This is a genomic window from Pseudomonas sp. NPDC099000, assembly GCF_044759925.1.
Lineage (GTDB): Bacteria > Pseudomonadota > Gammaproteobacteria > Pseudomonadales > Pseudomonadaceae > Aquipseudomonas.
The window spans coordinates 39,769-57,198 of sequence record NZ_JBIWAF010000029.1 but is presented as its reverse complement, the minus strand read 5'-3'; the positions used below and the strand labels follow the sequence as shown (position 1 = coordinate 57,198).

Genomic DNA, 17,430 nt, shown 5'->3' with positions numbered 1-17,430 from the left:
TACGGAGATCGATTCATCAGGCCGAACTGGTGAAAATCAAGGCCTGCCTGACGGCAGGCCGTTACCGGCCCGCACACAAAAAATCTGACACTCTCGCGGCCAATCGCGAGCAGGCTCACTCCTACAGGGGATCGCGGTCAAATGTAGGAGTGAGCCTGCTCCGGGCGGCGTTCCGACGAAGGGGCCGACCCAGTCTCCACAAATCTCCATATTCTCCTCATAAATCCCCCACACACCCATTCCAGACTCTGCCCATCCAAACAGGGAGAGTCCCATGAACCGCAGCCTGACCATAAAACTCGGGGCCATTGCCCTTCTGATTCTGTTATTGCTCATACCGTTGCTGATGATCAACGGCGTTATCCAGGACCGCCAGCAATTGCGTGACGGTGTGCTCGAAGACATTGCCCGTAGTTCCAGCTACAGCCAGCAACTGAGCGGACCGCTGATGGTGGTGCCGTATCGCAAAGTGGTGCGCACCTGGAAACTCAACGAGAAAACCAACGAGCGCTACCAGGAAGTCGGTGAGGAACGCGGTCGTCTGTACTTCCTCCCGGAACGCTTCGAACTCGATGGCCAGGTGCAGACCGAACTGCGTTCCCGAGGCATTTACGAGGCGCGACTGTTCCACGCCGACAACCGCATCAGCGGACATTTCTCGGTCCCGGCGCAACTGGGCATCAAGGAAGACTTCGCCGATTACCAGTTCGACCAGCCATTTCTGGCTGTCGGTATCAGCGACATTCGCGGCATCGAAAACGCCCTGAAACTCGAACTCAATGACCAGCGCCTGGACTTTGTTCCGGGCACCCAGGTGGGCTGGTTAGGTGAAGGTGTACACGTGACGTTGCCAGCGCTGGATGCAAAGCAAGCCACGGAATTGACCTTCGGTTTCGACCTGCGGCTGCAAGGCACCGGTCAGTTGCAGATCCTTCCAGTGGGCAAGACCAGCAAGGTGTCGCTGAGCGCCAACTGGCCGCACCCAAGCTTCATCGGCAACTACCTGCCGGCGCAGCGTGAAGTCAGCGATCAGGGTTTTACCGCCAACTGGCAGACCTCGTTTTTCTCCACCAACCTGCAAGAGGCGCTGAGCAGTTGTGTGTCCGGCGGTGGGTGCGAGGCGTACAGCGGCCGCAGTTTTGGCGTGAGTTTCATCGATCCGGTGGACCAGTACCTGAAGAGCGACCGAGCGATCAAATATGCGCTGCTGTTCATCGTGCTGACCTTCGCCGGATTCTTCCTCTTCGAAGTGCTGAAAAGCCTGGCGGTGCACCCGGTGCAATATGCGTTGGTGGGCGTGGCGCTGGCGTTTTTCTACCTGTTACTGCTGTCGCTGTCGGAGCACATCGGTTTTGCCCTGGCCTATCTGTTGTCGGCGGGCGGTTGTGTGTTGCTGATCGGCTTTTATGTCTGTCATGTGCTGCGTAGCGCGCGCCACGGCTTGAGCTTTTCGGCGGGCTTGGCGGCGCTGTATGGCTTGCTCTACGGCTTGTTGAGTGCCGAGGATTACGCGCTATTGATGGGCTCGTTGTTGCTGTTCGGCTTGCTCGGCGTATTCATGGTGCTGACCCGCAAGCTGGATTGGTACGGGATCGGGCAGAAACCGGCCAAGCCGCTGGCGTTTGATATTGGGGCGGTGGAATGAGCCGGTCGCTGGGGTTGCGCGAGGATCAGCGGGAAGGGGAGGTGTTGGCGACGCTGATTGCGGTGTTGTTTCCGGTAGATCCGGTGGGGTGCCATCGCGGGCAAGTCGGATCGCCGCACCGCCGCTCCCACAAGGGATCTTCTGCGAACACGAATTTCGCGCACGCCAAGGACCCTGTGGGAGCGGGCTTGCCCGCGATGAGGCCGGTACAGTCGGCGAAGATCTAGAGCTTCGGCATCGTCGCCACCATCGAAGGCCGCTGACTCACTTCAAAATACCAGGCCGCCAGTTGCGGATTCGCCTCGCGCCATCCCAGATCCGGATGGCGCAAGTCGAGGTAACCCAACGCACACGCCACACTGATCGCTGCCACATCGAAATGGCTGGTCAGTTCGGCAATCGCGTCCTTCTCCAACAGTGCCAGCGCGCGACGAATCTTGTCGCGCTGGCCATCGAGCCATTCATCCCAGTGTTTTTCCGGGGCGCGCAGGGCCACTTCGTACCGAACCATCACCGAAGCGTCCATGATCCCGTCGGCCAGGGAGGCCAAGGTCAAACGGCGCCAGCGAGCCGAACCGTCGCGGGGGATCAGCGGGTTGCCGACGTGTTGATGGTCGAGGTAATCGAGGATCACCCGGCTGTCATGGATGACGTTGCCGTCGGCCAGGCGCAGGGCCGGGATCTTGCCCAGCGGGTTGTCTTCGTTGAGCGTCTGGTCCGGGTTTACCGGCGTGAGCACGCAGTCTTGCAGCGCCACGCGGTCGGTCTGACCGGTTTCGTGCAACAGCACCATGACTTTGCGAACGAAGGGCGATAACGAATTGTGGAACAGGGTCATGCTGGGGGCGGACATGGCAACGTCTCGGTGTTGGGCAGTGCTGGGCAGCATAGCGCGTTGGTCCGATTGCTCAAGATCAGAAATGAACACCTAACCCTGTGGGAGCAGGCTCGCTCCCACAAGGATCAGTGGTGTTGCAGGAGTCCGCGCAGGGCAAGGACGGCGGGAACGCCCAGGCCGAGCCAGCTCAAGGCATCCCACACGCCATCGCCCAGCAACGCGGCGAACAACCCCGCGGCGCTGAGCAGCGCGATCACGGTAGGCGTGGCGAAGACCTTCCAGAAGTTCGACTGTCGTGGCCTCATGCCTGAGCCTCCGCTTGTTCGAGCACAGGTTTTTTCGCCGCCCTGCGCCGCACCACCCACAGATAAACCCCACTGCCCAGCACGATGATGGTCAGCCCATCCAGGGTCGCCCAGAGGATTTTCATCGGCATGCCACCGTAATCACCAAAGTGCAGAGGTTGCGACATGCCCATGGCGTCCATGTACCACGGTCGTTCGGCCACCGCCGTGACTTGCAGCGTACTGGCGTCGATCAACACCGGGGTCAGCAGGTGCGAAGTCAGGTGGGTGCTGCCCTTCATGAACACGGCGTAATGGTGTTCGCTGGAAAACCGTGTGCCGGGGAAGGCGATGAAATCGGGTTGCATGCCCGGCGCGACTTCCTTGGCGATGTCGAGCAAACGGGTCGCGGGCGCCAGTTGCGTCAGCGGTGGCGCGTCGCGGTACGGTGCAATCATCGTGCTCAGTGCGTCGTTGCGCCAGGCGGCGATCAGCAGGTCGGCGCAGGCACTGATCACGCCGGTCACCCCGACCACCAGCGCCCAGGTCAGGGTGACCACGCCGATCAGGTTATGCAGGTCGAGCCAGCGCAGGCGAGTGGATTTGTCCTGGCGCACGGTGGCGAATTTCAACCGGCGCATGAACGGCAGGTACAGCACCGTCCCGGAAATAATGGCCACGACAAACATCAGCCCCATGAACGCCAGCAACAACTTGCCCGGCAGCCCGGCGAACATGTCCACGTGCAGGCGCAGCATCACCATCATGAAACCGCCGTTGGCCGACGGCATCTCCAGTGCTTCGCCGGTGCGGGCGTCGAGCATGAAGGTGTGCGACGAATTGGGTTCGGTACCGGCAGTGGCCGCCATGATGGCGATCGCGGCGTTGGGCTCTTCCTCGTCAAAGCCGAAATACTGCATGACTTCGCCGGGGCGATGTTTTTCCGCCGCCTGCACCAACTGCTGCAAATTCAGTTGCGGAGTGTCCGCCGGCATTTGCTTCAATTCGGCGGCATCGCCCAGCAAGTGGTCGATCTCGTGGTGGAAGATCAACGGCAGGCCGGTCAGCGCCAGCATCAGCAGGAACACGGTGCATATCAGGCTGGTCCAGGTGTGGACGAAGGACCAGCGGCGAATTGTTTTACTTTTCATTTCATGAGCCCTTAGAAATACCAAAGCCGTCCTCGAAGGACGGCTTGGGTCTTGGAGCGTTTCAGCTCAGGCAATTACCACTTGTAAGTTGCACTGGCGACGACGCTGCGCTGGTCGCCGTAGTAGCAGTAGAAACTGTCACAGGTGGAGATGTAGTCCTTGTCCAGCAGGTTGGTGGCGTTCAGTGCCAGCGACGCGCCTTTCAAGGTGTTGTCCAGACGGCCGAGGTCGTAATGGACCGCGGCGTCGAACACGGTATAAGCGTCGGCCTTGCCCAGCCAGGTGTTGGCCTGATCACCGTAGGTGTTGCCGGTATAGCGAGCGCCGGCGCCAATGCCGAAGCCGTCCAGCACGCCGTTGTGCCAGGTGTAATCGGCCCACAGCGAAGCCTGTTGGTTAGGCATCAGTTGCAGACGGTTGCCTTTGTTGTCGCCTTTTTGCACTTCGGATTTGGCCAGGGTGTAGGCGGCGATGATTTTCAGGTTTTCGGTAACGTCGGATACCGCTTCCAGCTCCAGGCCCTTGACCTTCACTTCGCCAGTCTGGCTGGTGATCGGTGTCGCGCCGACGGTGGTGGTGACCGAGACATTTTTCTGGGTCAGGTCATACACCGCCGCGCTGAGCAGGGTGTTGCTGCCCGGTGGCTGATACTTGATACCCAGTTCCCACTGCTTGCCTTCGGTCGGCTTGAACGATTCGGTGCTGGAGGCCGATGCGCCGGTGGTGGGTTGGAAGGATTCGGCGTACGACAGGTACGGCACAAAGCCCGAGTCAAACACATAGCTGATCGCCGCGTTGCCGCTGAAGGCCTTGTCGCGCTGGGTGTTGGTGGCGTCGCCCTTGTTGAAGAACTCGGTGCTGGTGTGAACCCAATCTTCACGTCCGCCGACGGTCAGGCGCCATTGGTCGAGGGCCATTTGATCCTGCACGTACAGGCCGGTCTGGTAGGTCTTCTGGTTGTAGTCGTAGAACGCGGTGGAACGCGGCGGACGAACGATGGGCTGGCCATAGATCGGGTTGTTGACGTTGGTGGTCAGTCCGTCGCCGAAAATAGAGGTGTAGTTGGTGTTGCTGCGCTGGTGGTCGAGACCGAGCAGCAGCGTGTGACGGACATCGCCGGTGGCGAAGTCGGCCTGCAAATTGTTATCCACGGCGAACTGGCTGATGTCTTCATCGACGGTGGTACTGGTGCGCCCGACGTTGCCTTCGTTATCCACCTGGGTGAACGGATACGAGCCGACAGTGAGCCCCTGGAACGACAAATCGGATTTGGTGTAACGCAGGTTCTGCTTGAATTGCCAGACGTCGTTCAAGCGATGTTCGAACGCATAGCCCAGCGCGTAGTAGGTGCGGTCGTAGTATTCCCAGTCCGGGTCGCCGAGGTTCTTGTGATGAGAAACCTTGCCGAACGGCATGTCGATCTTGGTGCCCTGCACCGGCAGGAACTGGCTGGTGATGCCGGTATCGTCGCGGGTGAATTGCGTGAGCAAGGTGAATTTGGTGTCTTCGTCGATGTTCCAGGTCAGGCTCGGCGCAATGTTGTAGCGCTTGTTGTCGACGTGGTCGATCTGCGTGCCGCTGTCGCGCACTACGCCGCTAAGGCTGTAGAGGAACTGGCCTTCGTCATCAATCTTGCCGGTGCTGGCGAAGTTGATCTGGCGCTGGTTGTCGCTGCCGTATTGCAGCTGGATCTCGTGACTGTCTTCAGCGGTTGGACGGCGGCTGACCATGTCCAGCAGGCCGCCCGGCGGGGTCTGGCCATAGACCGACGACGCCGGGCCGCGCAGCAGGGCGAGGCGATCGAGGTTCCAGGTTTCCTGTTTCGGGTTGGCGTAGACGCCTTTTGGCAGAGGCAGGCCATCGAGGAACTGCGTCGGTTCAAAACCCCGTACCCGCAGCCAGTCGGCGCGTGTGTCGCTGCCGTAGCTGCTGGCGACGATGCCGGGCATGTAGCGCACGGCGTCATCGAGGTTCTGCACATTGCGATCTTCCATTTGCTGGCGGGTGGCGATCGAAATCGAGCGCGGCGCTTCGACCAGCGCGGTGTCGGTCTTGGTGCCGGCGGCGGTGCGCGTGGCGAGGTAGCCTTCCACCGGGCCCCAGGCGCTTTCAGTACTTTCGACGCCGATGACAGCGGTTTCCGGCAGGGCCAGTGTGCCCTCGGGAATGGCGACCAGGCTGTAGGTGCCGGCGCTGCTTTGTTCAAGTTGCAGACCGGAGCCGCGCAAGGCTTCACGCAGGGCGCCGGCGGCGTCGAACTGACCCTTGACCGGCGCAGAGGTCTTGCCCGCTGCCAGCGATGGGTTCAACGACAGGGCGAGGCCCGCCTGGCTGGCGATCTGGTTCAGCGTGCTGGCCAATGGCGCGGCCGGCAGGTTGTAGGCGCGAACGCTGGACGCCTGTTCAGCGGCCATCAGCGGAGTGCTGGCCAGCGGGGCGCAAAGGGCAATGGCGACAGCCAGCAAGCTGGGGCGCAACAAGGTGTCTAGCGAACGGGACATACAGCGGCTCCTGAATGGAAATATTTCTCAATTGCCTAGGTGCCGAGCGAGAATTCAAAAGTGATAGGGCTGGATGAAAATAATTTCGATTCAGTAAGTGAGCGCTTAAAGATCGTTGGATGTGATGATCGTTCCCACGCTCTGCGTGGGAATGCCTCAATGGACGCTCTGCGTCCGCTTCGGCATGTGACGCGGAGCGTCACGGGCTGCATTCCCACGCGGAGCGTGGGAACGATCATCTCAGGGCTTGGTGTCAGCCTTCGCCACCGTCACCCACCACGGCGTGTGCTGTTCGATCTGCACAGGCAAGGTTGGCAGCAGCGCGCTGAGGGCCTTGTCGGTGTCGTGCAGCGGGAAGCTGCCGGTGATCCGCAGGTCAGCAACCTGCGGCGCAACACCCAAATGCCCGCGTCGATAGCGACCGAGTTCGTGCACCAGGTCTTCCAGTCGTGCGTTGTCCACCACCAGCATGCCGCGGGTCCAGGCATCGGCACCGAGGTTCAGCGCGACGATGGTCCCCAGGCCATTGCTGCGCATCAGCACTTGCTGGCCTTCACGCAAGATTTGCTCTTCAGGACTCGACTGCGGATGCGCCGCCACCGCGGACTGCAACACGCTCAGTCGCGTGCCGTCGTCCTCGCGCTTGACCAGGAACCGCGTGCCCAGCGCGCGCAGGCTGCCTTCACGGGTTTCGACGATAAACGGCCGGGCATCGCCATGACCGGTTTCGACGAGAATTTCCCCTGCCTGAAGGATGATCAGTCGCTGCTTCTCGTCAAAACGCACGTCCACCGCGCTGTGGGTATTGAGGTTGATCAGCGTGCCGTCGGTCAGGCGCAGGGTGCGCTGCTCGCCGGTGGCGGTGCGCTGGTCGGCCAGCCAATAGTCGATGGGCAGATAACGATCACCGGCGAACAGCGCCAGGCCGATCACCGCGACGATGCTGGCCAGGCCACTGCCGAGCTTGCGCACCCGTCGGCGAATGCTTTCGCGCGATTGCAGTAACGCCGTGCGCGCCGGGCCGCTGGCGACGCTGAAACGCTGGTCGAGCATGCCCAGCTGACGCCAGGCCCGAGCGTGTTCCTCGTGGGCGGCATGCCATTTGGCGAATTCTTCGCGCTCCACCGGGCTGCCGGAATCCAGGGACAATTGCCAGGCAATCGCAGCATCCAGCACGTGGGCTGACACCGGTTTGGAACTGGCCGGGCTCATACCGGCTCACCGTACAGCGCGATGTAGCACTGACGAATGCCTTGGGCCAGGTATTGGCGAACCCGGGGCACCGACACGCCCAGACGCTCGGCGATTTGCGCATGGCCGAGGCCGTCGAGGCGGTTATAGAGGAACGCTGCCCGGGCCTTGCTTGAAAGCTGGCCGAGCAGGCGATCAATGTTTTTCAGGTCTTCGAGGATCAGTTGCTGTTCTTCCACCGACGGCTGTTCGCCTTCGGGGATCAGCATCAATTCGGTGAGGTAGGCCTGTTCCAGCGCTGCGCGACGAAAATAGTCGAACAGCAAGCCCTTGGCGATTGCCACCAGAAACGCCCGCGGTTCGCGAGGCTCCTTCAGCTCATTACGGCCCAGCAAGCGCACGAAGGTGTCCTGACTCAGGTCTTCGGCCCGTTGCGGACAGGCCACATTGCGTCGCAGCCAAGCCAATAGCCAACCGCGATGGTCGCGATACAACGCACCAACGAGCTCACTTTGGGGGCTTTGGACTGACGACACGCAGCATCACCGATTGGGAAGTGTTAACTAACGAGAATTGTTCGCGATTGTGGCAGAGGCGGGGGAGGTAAGCAATTGGCCACTGGTCAGGTGGTTTTGATGGGGAGGACTTCAGTTGGACCGCGTTATCGTTCTTCGCGGGCAAGCCTCGCTCCTACAGGTTTTGTGCCGATCTGTGGAACGACGACATCCTGTAGGAGCGAGGCTTGCCCGCGAAGAGGCCAGAACAGCCACCGAAAATCTAAAAGGACGGCGCCCGCTGCCTGCGTTTCCACTGGCTTACCCGCTGCTGCAAATTCAACGGGCTATGAATCTGCTGCTGCCGCGCCCGGCTGAACAGAATCAACGCCAACTCCGCCGTGGCCAATGCATCGGCGCTGGCGTTGTGGCGCTCGAAAACCTCCAGCTTGAACCAGTCGATCCACTCATCCAGCCCGGTATCGCGAATGTGCGCCTGAGGACACAGCAGCGGTGCGATGTCCGCCACATCCAGGAACGGATGCTGCAATTTGTAACCCAAATGATCTTTCAGCGAACGCCCAAGCATGTGTTGATCGAACGGCGCATGAAACGCCAGCACCGGGCTGTCACCCACAAACTCCATGAAGTCGAGCAATGCCAGCCCCGGATCGCTGCCAGCGGCAATCGCACTCGGCCCCAGGCCGTGAATCAATACGCTGGGCCCCAGCTTCATATCGGCGCATTGCAGCGTGCGTTCGAATTGCTGGCTGAAGTCGATCGCGCCGTCCTCGATCACCACCGCGCCGATGGACAGCACCCGATCCTTGTTCAGGTTCAGGCCAGTGGTTTCCAGGTCGAGCACGACCCAGCGCTGCTCGCGCAGGCTGCATTCACTCAGCTCTGCCGCCGAGGGCAAGCGTTGCAGACGTTGCTGGAGTTCGCCAGTCAGGCTTGGACCCGCCGGGCGCAGCCATGAAAACAGGCTCATAGCTGATACCGCAGGGCCAGGCTGCTTTGCAGGCGTTGAGCCTGGCGCAGGGATTCACGCAGGATCCGGCGGTCCAGATGATTGAGACTGTCTGGATCAACCCGGTTGGAGTACGGCAAGTTTTCCCGGGTTTGTAGCTGATGTTGCTGCATGCGGGTTTGCTGGATGAAGTGGTAGGCCTCTTCATACGCGGCGCCGTCCAGCCGTTCAATGACCTCTTTGGCCACCAATTCGCGAAAGCGCTCCAGGGTATTGTTGGACTCGATGCCATAGGCCATGGCCAGCAGTCGAGCGCCGTCAACGAAAGGTGTCAGTCCCTGGACCTTCAGATCAAGCGTGGCTTTTTCACCATTTTTGCGCGCCAGCACAAACTCACGGAAACGTCCTACGGGCGGACGGTTGCGCAAGGCGTTCTCGGCCATCATCCGCTGGAACAGGCGGTTGTCATTCACCTGGTCGAGAATGCCCTGACGCAGCTGCTCGCAGCCTTGCTCGTCGCCCCAGACCACGCGCAGGTCGAAATAAATGCTCGAACCCAGCAGGTTCTCCGGCGTCGCCTCGCGAATAAACGCCGCAAAACGCCGCGCCCACTCGGCCCGGGACAGACACAGTTCGGGGTTGCCGGCCATGATGTTGCCCTTGCACAGCGTGAAGCCGCAGAGCGCCAGGCTCTGGTTGATCTGCTGGGCAATGGGCAGTAATTTGCCGCGAATTTCGGCGGCATGCGCCCCGTCCCGGGCTTCGAACAGAATGCCGTTGTCCTGATCGGTGTGCAGCGTCTGTTCACGGCGGCCTTCACTGCCGAAGCACAACCAGCTGAACGGAATGCCGGGGTCACCTTTCTCGGCGAGGGTCAGTTCGATCACCCGGCACACCGTGTGATCGTTGAGCAGGGTGATGATGTGGGTGATCTGGGTCGAGGAGGCACCGTGCGCCAGCATGCGTTCGACCAATTGGCCGATCTCGCCGCGTATCGCCACCAGGTTTTCCAGTTTCTGGGCGCTGCGAATGGTCCGCGCCAAGTGCACCAGATCGACCCTTTGCAATGAAAACAGATCTCGCTCGGACACCACGCCGCACAAACGATGGTCTTTCACCAGGCAGACGTGAGCGATGTGGCGTTCGGTCATGGCGATTGCCGCATCGAAGGCACTGTGATCCGGCGACAGGAAAAACGGCGCCTGGGTCATGTGGCGTTCAATCACTTCGTTGAAGTCGTCAGTGCCGTCGGCCACCACATGGCGCAGGTCGCGCAGGGTGAAAATGCCCAGCGGGGCTTTGTGCTCGTCGACGATCACGATGCTGCCGACCTGCTGCTCATGCATCAGGGTCACGGCTTCACGCAATGGCGTGGCGGGGCTGCAGGTCACCGGATGACGCATGGCCAATTCGCCCAGCCGCGTGTTCAGCGAGTATTGGGTGCCTAGGGTTTCCACGGCTTTTTGCTGGACTTGCTGATTGACCTGATCCAGCAGGCTGCTGACACCACGTAGGGCAAAGTCGCGAAACGTGGTGGAAAGTGCGAACAGCTTGATGAACGCCAGCTTGTTCAGCTGTAGGCAAAAGGTGTCTTCGGCGGCCAGGTGTTCGGTGCGGGTCGCACGCTCGCCCAGCAGCGCGGCGAGGGGGAAACACTCGCCGGTGGTGATTTCGAAGGTGGTTTCGGTGCCGCCCTTGGCCGTATGCGGACGTTCACCCACCACCCGGCCTTGTTTGACGATGTAGAAATGCTCAACCGGCCCGTCGACAGGTTTGATGATGCTCTCGCCAGGGGCGTAGAAACGCATCTGACATTGCTCAACCAGGTACGCCAGGTGCGCGTGTTCCATTTGATTGAAGGGCGGGAAGCGCTGAAGGAATTGCAAAGTGCCCTGGATGTTCTGCAACACCGCGGTCTTCCCTGCCTGTGTAAAGGCGTCCTCTTTACTCATAACCATTACCGCAGTCTTTTTTTGAATTGTTGTCGGATGACTACGCCATGGTCGGCCCCTGCGCGCGGGGTGCCCATTGGACGTAAGTCTAGGTCGGGCGTTGCAGGCGTCGGAAGTTAGGAAATGTCTGACGCAAATGCAGGAAAAACCTCCTACATTGGCTATAGGAAAAGTTTCCGACGAAGTGCACATTGTAGGTCTGCTTAGCGATGTCTGACGAAAGTGCTAGGGGATTGAATTGAATACGTAGAGAAAGCCATGTCCGACCACGATATTTTGAGTGACGCCGAGCGCGAGGCGCTGAGTGCCGTCATGCTGGAACCTGACTTGCCGATGCAGCGGGTGCTGATCGTTGATGACGATAAAGACGCGCGGGAGCTGTTGTCGCAGATTCTGGAGCTTGATGGTATTCGATGCAGGACCGCCGCTAGTGGCGAAACTGCACTCAAAATGTTGGTTAATGATGAGGAACTGAAAAAGCTTTCAATCGGATTGGTGATCACCGACTTACGCATGGGCAATGTAGATGGCCTGGATTTAGTCCGTCAGGTACGTGAGTCAGCTCGGGCGGCTTTGCCAATCATAATCGTGTCTGGCGACGCCGATGTGAAAGACGCCATTGAGGCGATGCATTTGAGTGTGGTGGATTTTCTGCTTAAGCCTATCGATACCGGCAGGTTGCTGGAACTGGTCAAGCATGAGTTGGGAATGGATGTGCAGGAACCGATTTGAAGCAAAAAGGCCCTGATCTTTCGATCAGGGCCTTTTTTTTGTCCGGTGTCAGCGTTCAGTTACAGGCCATTGGCAGCCTTGAACTCGCGACGACGACGGTGCAGGACCGGCTCGGTGTAGCCGTTCGGCTGCTTCGTGCCTTCAACCACCAGTTCGACCGCCGCCTGGAAGGCGATGTTGCTGTCGAAGTTCGGTGCCAGCGGACGGTACAGCGGGTCATTGGCGTTCTGACGGTCAACCACCGGCGCCATGCGCTTGAGGCTTTCCATCACTTGTTCTTCGGTGACGATGCCGTGACGCAGCCAGTTGGCGATGTGCTGGCTGGAAATACGCAGCGTCGCACGGTCTTCCATCAGGCCGATGTCATTGATGTCCGGCACCTTCGAGCAACCCACGCCCTGGTCGATCCAGCGCACCACGTAACCGAGAATGCCCTGGGCGTTGTTGTCCAGTTCGTTCTTGATTTGCTCTGCGGTCCAGTCTGGATTGACGGCCAACGGGATGGTCAGGATGTCGTCCACCGAAGCGCGGGCACGTTTGGCCAGCTCGGCCTGACGGGCGAACACGTCGACCTTGTGGTAATGCAGCGCGTGCAACGCGGCAGCGGTCGGTGACGGAACCCAGGCGGTGTTGGCGCCGGCCATCGGGTGAGCGATTTTCTGTTCGAGCATCGCAGCCATCAGGTCGGGCATCGCCCACATGCCTTTACCGATCTGGGCACGACCTTGCAGGCCGGTGCTCAAACCGATATCAACGTTCCAGTTTTCGTAGGCGCCGATCCACTTCTCGGCCTTCATGTCCGCCTTGCGCACCATCGGGCCGGCTTCCATGGAGGTGTGGATTTCGTCGCCCGTGCGGTCGAGGAAACCGGTGTTGATGAACACCACGCGCTCGCTGGCGGCCTTGATGCAGGCCTTGAGGTTGACCGTGGTCCGGCGCTCCTCGTCCATGATCCCGACTTTCAGCGTGTTGCGCGGCAGACCGAGCACTTCTTCGATGCGACCGAAGAGCTCGTTGGTGAACGCGGCTTCTTCCGGGCCGTGCATTTTCGGTTTGACGATGTAGACCGAACCGGTGCGGCTGTTCTTGCGCGAGCTGTTGCCGTTGAGGCTGTGGGTCGCCGCAAGGCTGGTGATCAGGCCGTCGAGAATGCCTTCAGGTACTTCGTTGCCGTCTTTGTCGATGATCGCATCGATGGTCATCAGGTGACCGACGTTGCGCACGAACAACAGCGAGCGACCGTGCAGGCTGAGTTCCTTGCCGTCGACACCGGTGTAGGTGCGATCAGCGTTCATGGTGCGGGTAAAGGTCTGACCACCCTTGGAGACTTCTTCCGACAGGTCGCCCTTCATCAGGCCGAGCCAGTTGCGGTAGATCACCACTTTGTCATCGGCATCGACAGCGGCGACGGAGTCTTCGCAGTCCATGATGGTGGTCAGCGCGGCTTCCATCAGGATGTCTTTGATACCGGCAGCGTCGGTCTGGCCGACCGGGGTGCTGGCGTCGACCTGGATTTCGAAATGCAGGCCGTTGTTTTTCAGCAGGATCGCGGTCGGTGCGGCTGCATCGCCGTGGAAACCGATCAGTTGGGCGTCGTTGCGCAGGCCGGTGTTGCTGCCGCCTTTAAGGGCGACCACCAGTTTGCCGTCAACGATCTTGTAGCCGGTGGAATCGACGTGGGAGCCGGCCGCCAATGGCGCGGCTTCGTCGAGGAAGGCACGGGCGAAGGCGATGACCTTGTCGCCGCGAACCTTGTTGTAGCCTTTGCCTTTCTCCGCGCCGTCGGCTTCGCTGATGGCGTCGGTGCCGTAGAGCGCGTCGTACAGCGAACCCCAGCGGGCGTTCGAGGCATTGAGCGCAAAGCGGGCATTCATCACCGGCACCACGAGCTGTGGACCGGCCATGCGGGCGATTTCGTCATCGACGTTTTGCGTCGTTGCCTGGAAATCGGCCGCTTCTGGCAGCAGATAACCGATGTCTTGCAGGAAGGCTTTATAGGCCACAGCGTCGTGTGGTTGAGCGGCACGGGATTGGTGCCAGCCATCGATACGAGCCTGGAAATCATCGCGTTTGGCGAGTAGGGCTTTGTTCTTCGGCGCCAGGTCATGAATGACCTTGTCGGCACCGGCCCAGAACTTATCGGCGGTGAGGCCGGTACCGGGAATGGCTTCGTTGTTCACGAAGTCGAACAGGACTTTGGCGACCTGCAGGCCACCGACTTGAACGTGTTCAGTCATTGCTTGCCTCACTCTGCTCAGCTATTTCGCTTTTCAGCTCTTCAAATTAACAATGAAGCCCCTGGCTATTTAAACCACAAACCCCCTCCACCAGTACATGCCATTTCGGGCGGCTGGGATGGAACCGATCAACGGCTTTGAGGCCTTGCTGATAGGGCTTTCAGGGCTGCGAGTGTGCCTGTGGCAGACATCGATCCAGCGTTATGTAGTGCGCGCTGCGGCATACTACATGATGAATTGCGCTTGTGAAAATTAGACTAATTACGTCGTTCTGCGACCCCATGACGCATTGCAGTCACGTCGGGGCACGGGATGTTCTCAAAAAACTATTGGATTGTTCCAGTTAAATATAAAAACTTGTACACGATTTGTTGTTTGCAGGTTCATCGCGGCGCTCCTTTCGCGGGCAAGCCTCGCTCCTACAGGGGTGCGTGGTTCCTTGTAGGAGCGAGGCTTGCCCGCGAAGGCGTCCGCCGAATCAACGCAGCAACAACCCTTGCCTATACTTCTTTTTCTATAACAAAAGAGGGCTGCGCCATGGACCACCTCGTACTCACTGTTTTCGCTCCGGACAAGCCAGGGCAGGTCGAGCGCATTGCCCAATGCATTGCCGAGCATGGCGGCAACTGGCTGGAGAGCCGCATGTCGCGCATGGCCGGGCAGTTCGCCGGGATTCTTCGGGTGGGCGTGCCGGCCGAGGCCTACGATGAGCTGGTCGATGCCCTGAAGGCGTTGTCCGCCCACGGCATTCGCGTGCTGATCGCCGAAAGCGGCATCGAGCAATCCTGCACCTGGAAACCGATTGCCATGGAGTTGGTGGGCAATGACCGCCCGGGGATTGTCCGAGACATCACTCGCCTGCTGAGTGAGCAAGGCGTGAACCTGGAGCGTCTGGTGACCGAAGTACGTCCGGCGCCGATGAGCAGCGAGCCGCTGTTCCACGCCGAAGCGATTCTGGCGGTACCGCTGACCTTGTCGCTGGATGTCTTGCAGTCGCGCCTGGAAACCCTGGCCGACGATTTGATGGTGGAATTGGTGCTGCGCAGTGAACCCTGACAGGGTTATCCAAGTTAAACGTGCACCTGCCTGTGGATAACCTGTAGAGACAGCCCGCCAGCCCAGGCGGGCCGGGCGTCTTCAAGCTCTGATCAAAAAACCATCAGTTTCAACAAGTTGCGCACAAACAGCGGGGATCACGCTGTGGATAACCTTGGGAAGGATCGCTGCAGGCCACGAAGGACGTGGTCTGTAGAGGTTTGTGTGTTTTTTGATCAGCTGCGGCGGCGCATACTGATCACCGCATCGACGCTGTAAATCGCCAGACCGGCCCAGATAAAGATGAAGGCGACCAGCGTGCTGGAAGACAAATGCTCGCCAAACAGCAGCACGGCTTGCAACAGCACCAGCGTCGGTGCCAGGTACTGGAGGAATCCCAGCGTCGTGTAGGGCAGATGCCGTGCGGCGGCGTTGAAACACACCAGCGGCACCAGCGTCACCGGCCCGGCCGCCACCAGCCACCAGGCTTCGGAAGTGGTCCAGAACTCGGGCTGAGCGCTTGTGGCCGTCTGATTGAACAGCAGCCAGGCAATGGCAATCGGCACCAGCATCCAGGTTTCCACCACCAGTCCCGGCAATGCCTTGACGGGCGCTTGCTTGCGGATCAGGCCGTAGAAGCCGAACGTCAGCGCCAACACCAGCGACACCCACGGCAGACTGCCGACTTGCCAGACCTGCTGTGCGACGCCGACCGCTGCCAGGCCAACCGCCAGCCATTGCATGCGCCGCAGCCGTTCGCCAAGGATCAGCATGCCCAACAGCACGTTCACCAGCGGGTTGATGTAGTAACCGAGACTGGCTTCGAGCATGCGCCCGTTGTTCACCGACCAAACGTAGGTCAGCCAGTTGGCCGCGATCAACGTGCCACTCAGGGCCAGGATCGCCAGGCGTTTGGGGTTGTCCCGCAACTCGCGCCACCAGCCCGGATGTTTCCACACCATCAGCAGCAAGGCGCCGAACAGCGCGGACCAGAGCACTCGGTGGATGATGATCTCCACGGCGGGCACGCTGGCGATGGCTTTGAAGTAGAGCGGGAAAAGTCCCCAGATGATGTAGGCACTCAGACCCAGGATGTACCCGCGACGCGGGTTGGCAGCTTGCATGCAGAATCCTTGCTTAGGCAGCTAACAAAGTGGGAATTGTATAGATGTGTTGTATTTTTTGTAGGAGCGAGGCTTGCCCGCGAAGAACGATAACGCGGTCTGCCTGGAATACCGCGTTATCGTTCTTCGCGGGCAAGCCTCGCTCCTACAGGGGATGTGTTGGTCAGAAGAGTTTCAGGGGTTCTTCATTCAGTGCAGCCAGTTGCTCACGCAACGCCAACACCTGATCCCCCCAATACCGCTCACTGCCGAACCATGGAAAGCTGTGCGGGAACGCCGGGTCGTCCCAGCGGCGGGCGAGCCAAGCGCTGTAATGCATCAAGCGCAAGGCGCGCAGCGGTTCGATCAGCGCCAGTTCCCGCGGGTCGAAGTCGTGGAATTCGTTGTAGCCGTCCATCAACTCCGACAACTGACCGAGACATTCCTGGCGATCGCCGGCCAGCATCATCCAGATGTCCTGAACGGCCGGGCCCATGCGACAGTCGTCGAGGTCGACGATGTGGAACATTTCGTCGCGGCACATCATGTTGCCGGGGTGGCAATCGCCGTGCATGCGGATGTTCTGGTGCGGCGTGGCTTTGTAGACCTCTTCCACGCGCTTGAGCAGGTCGCGGGCCACGGACTCGTAGGCGGGCAGCAGGCTTTTGGGTACGAAATTGCCTTCGAGCAAGGTGGTCAGCGAGTCGTGACCGAAATTCTTCACGCCGAGCGCTTCACGGTGTTCGAACGGCTTGGTCGCACCGACGGCGTGCAGCCTGCCGAGCAACTGGCCCAGGCGATACAGCTGATCGAGATTGCCCGGCTCCGGCGCACGGCCGCCACGGCGGGGGAACAGGGTGAAACGGAAACCGGCGTGTTCATGCAGGCTGGCACCGTTGTGAATCATCGGCGCCACCACCGGCACGTCACACTCGGCGAGCTCGAAGGTGAACTGGTGTTCTTCGAGAATCGCTTCGTTGGTCCAGCGTTGTGGGCGGTAGAACTTGGCGATCAACGGCTCGGAGTCTTCGATGCCGACTTGATAGACGCGGTTCTCGTAGCTGTTGAGTGCCAGGATGCGCGCGTCGCTGAGAAAGCCGATGCTTTCGACGGCATCGAGCACGAGGTCTGGGGTGAGGGTTGCAAACGGGTGGGCCATGCTGACTCCTGCGCGCAGCAGGCTGCCGCGTCCGGCCAAGCATGGTAGCGCAGACGGGGCTTCTTTAGGGGGATCGTTCCCACGCTCTGCGTGGGAATGCCTCTCCGGACGCTCCGCGTCCGTTTCTGGGACGCAGAG

General features: G+C 60.2%; 14 protein-coding genes. 3 read left to right on the top strand and 11 right to left on the bottom strand.

Annotated elements, in window-relative coordinates; translation table 11 throughout:
• Positions 1 to 274 precede the first annotated feature (274 nt).
• Positions 275 to 1,645: a cell envelope integrity protein CreD gene (creD, locus tag ACIQV9_RS24695; RefSeq protein ID WP_403107111.1), complete on the top strand. Its 1,371-nt coding sequence runs from the start codon at positions 275 to 277 to the stop codon at positions 1,643 to 1,645.
• 223 nt (positions 1,646 to 1,868) lie between these two features.
• On the opposite strand, the gene ACIQV9_RS24690 is transcribed toward creD, so the two are convergent.
• The 8 genes from ACIQV9_RS24690 to ACIQV9_RS24655 all read right to left on the bottom strand — a co-directional run bounded on the left by ACIQV9_RS24690 (position 1,869) and on the right by ACIQV9_RS24655 (position 11,032).
• Positions 1,869 to 2,498 carry a glutathione S-transferase gene (locus tag ACIQV9_RS24690; protein ID WP_403107108.1) on the bottom strand — a complete coding sequence of 210 codons (630 nt, stop codon included), beginning with the start codon at positions 2,496 to 2,498 and terminating at the stop codon, positions 1,869 to 1,871.
• 110 nt (positions 2,499 to 2,608) lie between these two features.
• On the bottom strand, positions 2,609 to 2,788 hold the full coding sequence (locus ACIQV9_RS24685; RefSeq protein ID WP_403107105.1) for a hypothetical protein: 180 nt from the start codon (positions 2,786 to 2,788) through the stop codon (positions 2,609 to 2,611).
• Positions 2,785 to 3,918: a PepSY-associated TM helix domain-containing protein gene (locus tag ACIQV9_RS24680; RefSeq protein ID WP_403107102.1), complete on the bottom strand. Its 1,134-nt coding sequence runs from the start codon at positions 3,916 to 3,918 to the stop codon at positions 2,785 to 2,787. The genes ACIQV9_RS24685 and ACIQV9_RS24680 overlap by 4 nt, the downstream gene beginning before the upstream one ends.
• A gap of 74 nt (positions 3,919 to 3,992) precedes the next feature.
• The gene (locus tag ACIQV9_RS24675) at positions 3,993 to 6,419 is read right to left on the bottom strand and encodes a TonB-dependent siderophore receptor (RefSeq protein WP_403107099.1); all 2,427 of its coding nucleotides are present in this window, start codon (positions 6,417 to 6,419) and stop codon (positions 3,993 to 3,995) included.
• Between the two features lie 240 nt (positions 6,420 to 6,659).
• Positions 6,660 to 7,631 (bottom strand): FecR domain-containing protein, encoded by a 972-nt coding sequence (locus ACIQV9_RS24670; protein WP_403107096.1) that lies wholly within the window; start codon positions 7,629 to 7,631, stop codon positions 6,660 to 6,662.
• Positions 7,628 to 8,146: an RNA polymerase sigma factor gene (locus tag ACIQV9_RS24665; RefSeq protein ID WP_403107093.1), complete on the bottom strand. Its 519-nt coding sequence runs from the start codon at positions 8,144 to 8,146 to the stop codon at positions 7,628 to 7,630. The genes ACIQV9_RS24670 and ACIQV9_RS24665 overlap by 4 nt, the downstream gene beginning before the upstream one ends.
• Before the next feature lie 241 nt (positions 8,147 to 8,387).
• Positions 8,388 to 9,095, bottom strand: coding sequence for a PolC-type DNA polymerase III (locus ACIQV9_RS24660; RefSeq protein WP_403107090.1), 708 nt, complete (start codon positions 9,093 to 9,095; stop codon positions 8,388 to 8,390).
• Entirely contained in the window at positions 9,092 to 11,032 is a 1,941-nt protein-coding gene (locus tag ACIQV9_RS24655; RefSeq protein WP_403107087.1) for a putative nucleotidyltransferase substrate binding domain-containing protein, read from the bottom strand. The genes ACIQV9_RS24660 and ACIQV9_RS24655 overlap by 4 nt, the downstream gene beginning before the upstream one ends.
• A 252-nt stretch (positions 11,033 to 11,284) precedes the next feature.
• On the opposite strand from ACIQV9_RS24655, the gene ACIQV9_RS24650 reads away from it, so the two are divergent.
• A complete protein-coding gene (locus ACIQV9_RS24650; protein ID WP_403107084.1) occupies positions 11,285 to 11,758 on the top strand; it encodes a response regulator in 474 nt (157 codons plus the stop codon).
• Between the two features lie 59 nt (positions 11,759 to 11,817).
• On the opposite strand, the gene ACIQV9_RS24645 is transcribed toward ACIQV9_RS24650, so the two are convergent.
• The gene (locus ACIQV9_RS24645) at positions 11,818 to 13,995 is read right to left on the bottom strand and encodes a malate synthase G (protein ID WP_403107081.1); all 2,178 of its coding nucleotides are present in this window, start codon (positions 13,993 to 13,995) and stop codon (positions 11,818 to 11,820) included.
• A gap of 537 nt (positions 13,996 to 14,532) precedes the next feature.
• Here ACIQV9_RS24645 and ACIQV9_RS24640 point away from each other — a divergent pair.
• Positions 14,533 to 15,051, top strand: a complete 519-nt coding sequence (locus ACIQV9_RS24640) for a glycine cleavage system protein R (RefSeq protein ID WP_094470306.1) — start codon at positions 14,533 to 14,535, stop codon at positions 15,049 to 15,051.
• Between the two features lie 215 nt (positions 15,052 to 15,266).
• Here ACIQV9_RS24640 and rarD read toward each other — a convergent pair whose 3' ends face one another.
• The gene (gene rarD / locus ACIQV9_RS24635; RefSeq protein WP_403107077.1) at positions 15,267 to 16,154 is read right to left on the bottom strand and encodes an EamA family transporter RarD; all 888 of its coding nucleotides are present in this window, start codon (positions 16,152 to 16,154) and stop codon (positions 15,267 to 15,269) included.
• A 163-nt stretch (positions 16,155 to 16,317) separates the two neighbouring features.
• Positions 16,318 to 17,292, bottom strand: coding sequence for a serine/threonine protein kinase (locus tag ACIQV9_RS24630; protein WP_109635384.1), 975 nt, complete (start codon positions 17,290 to 17,292; stop codon positions 16,318 to 16,320).
• Positions 17,293 to 17,430 lie beyond the last annotated feature (138 nt).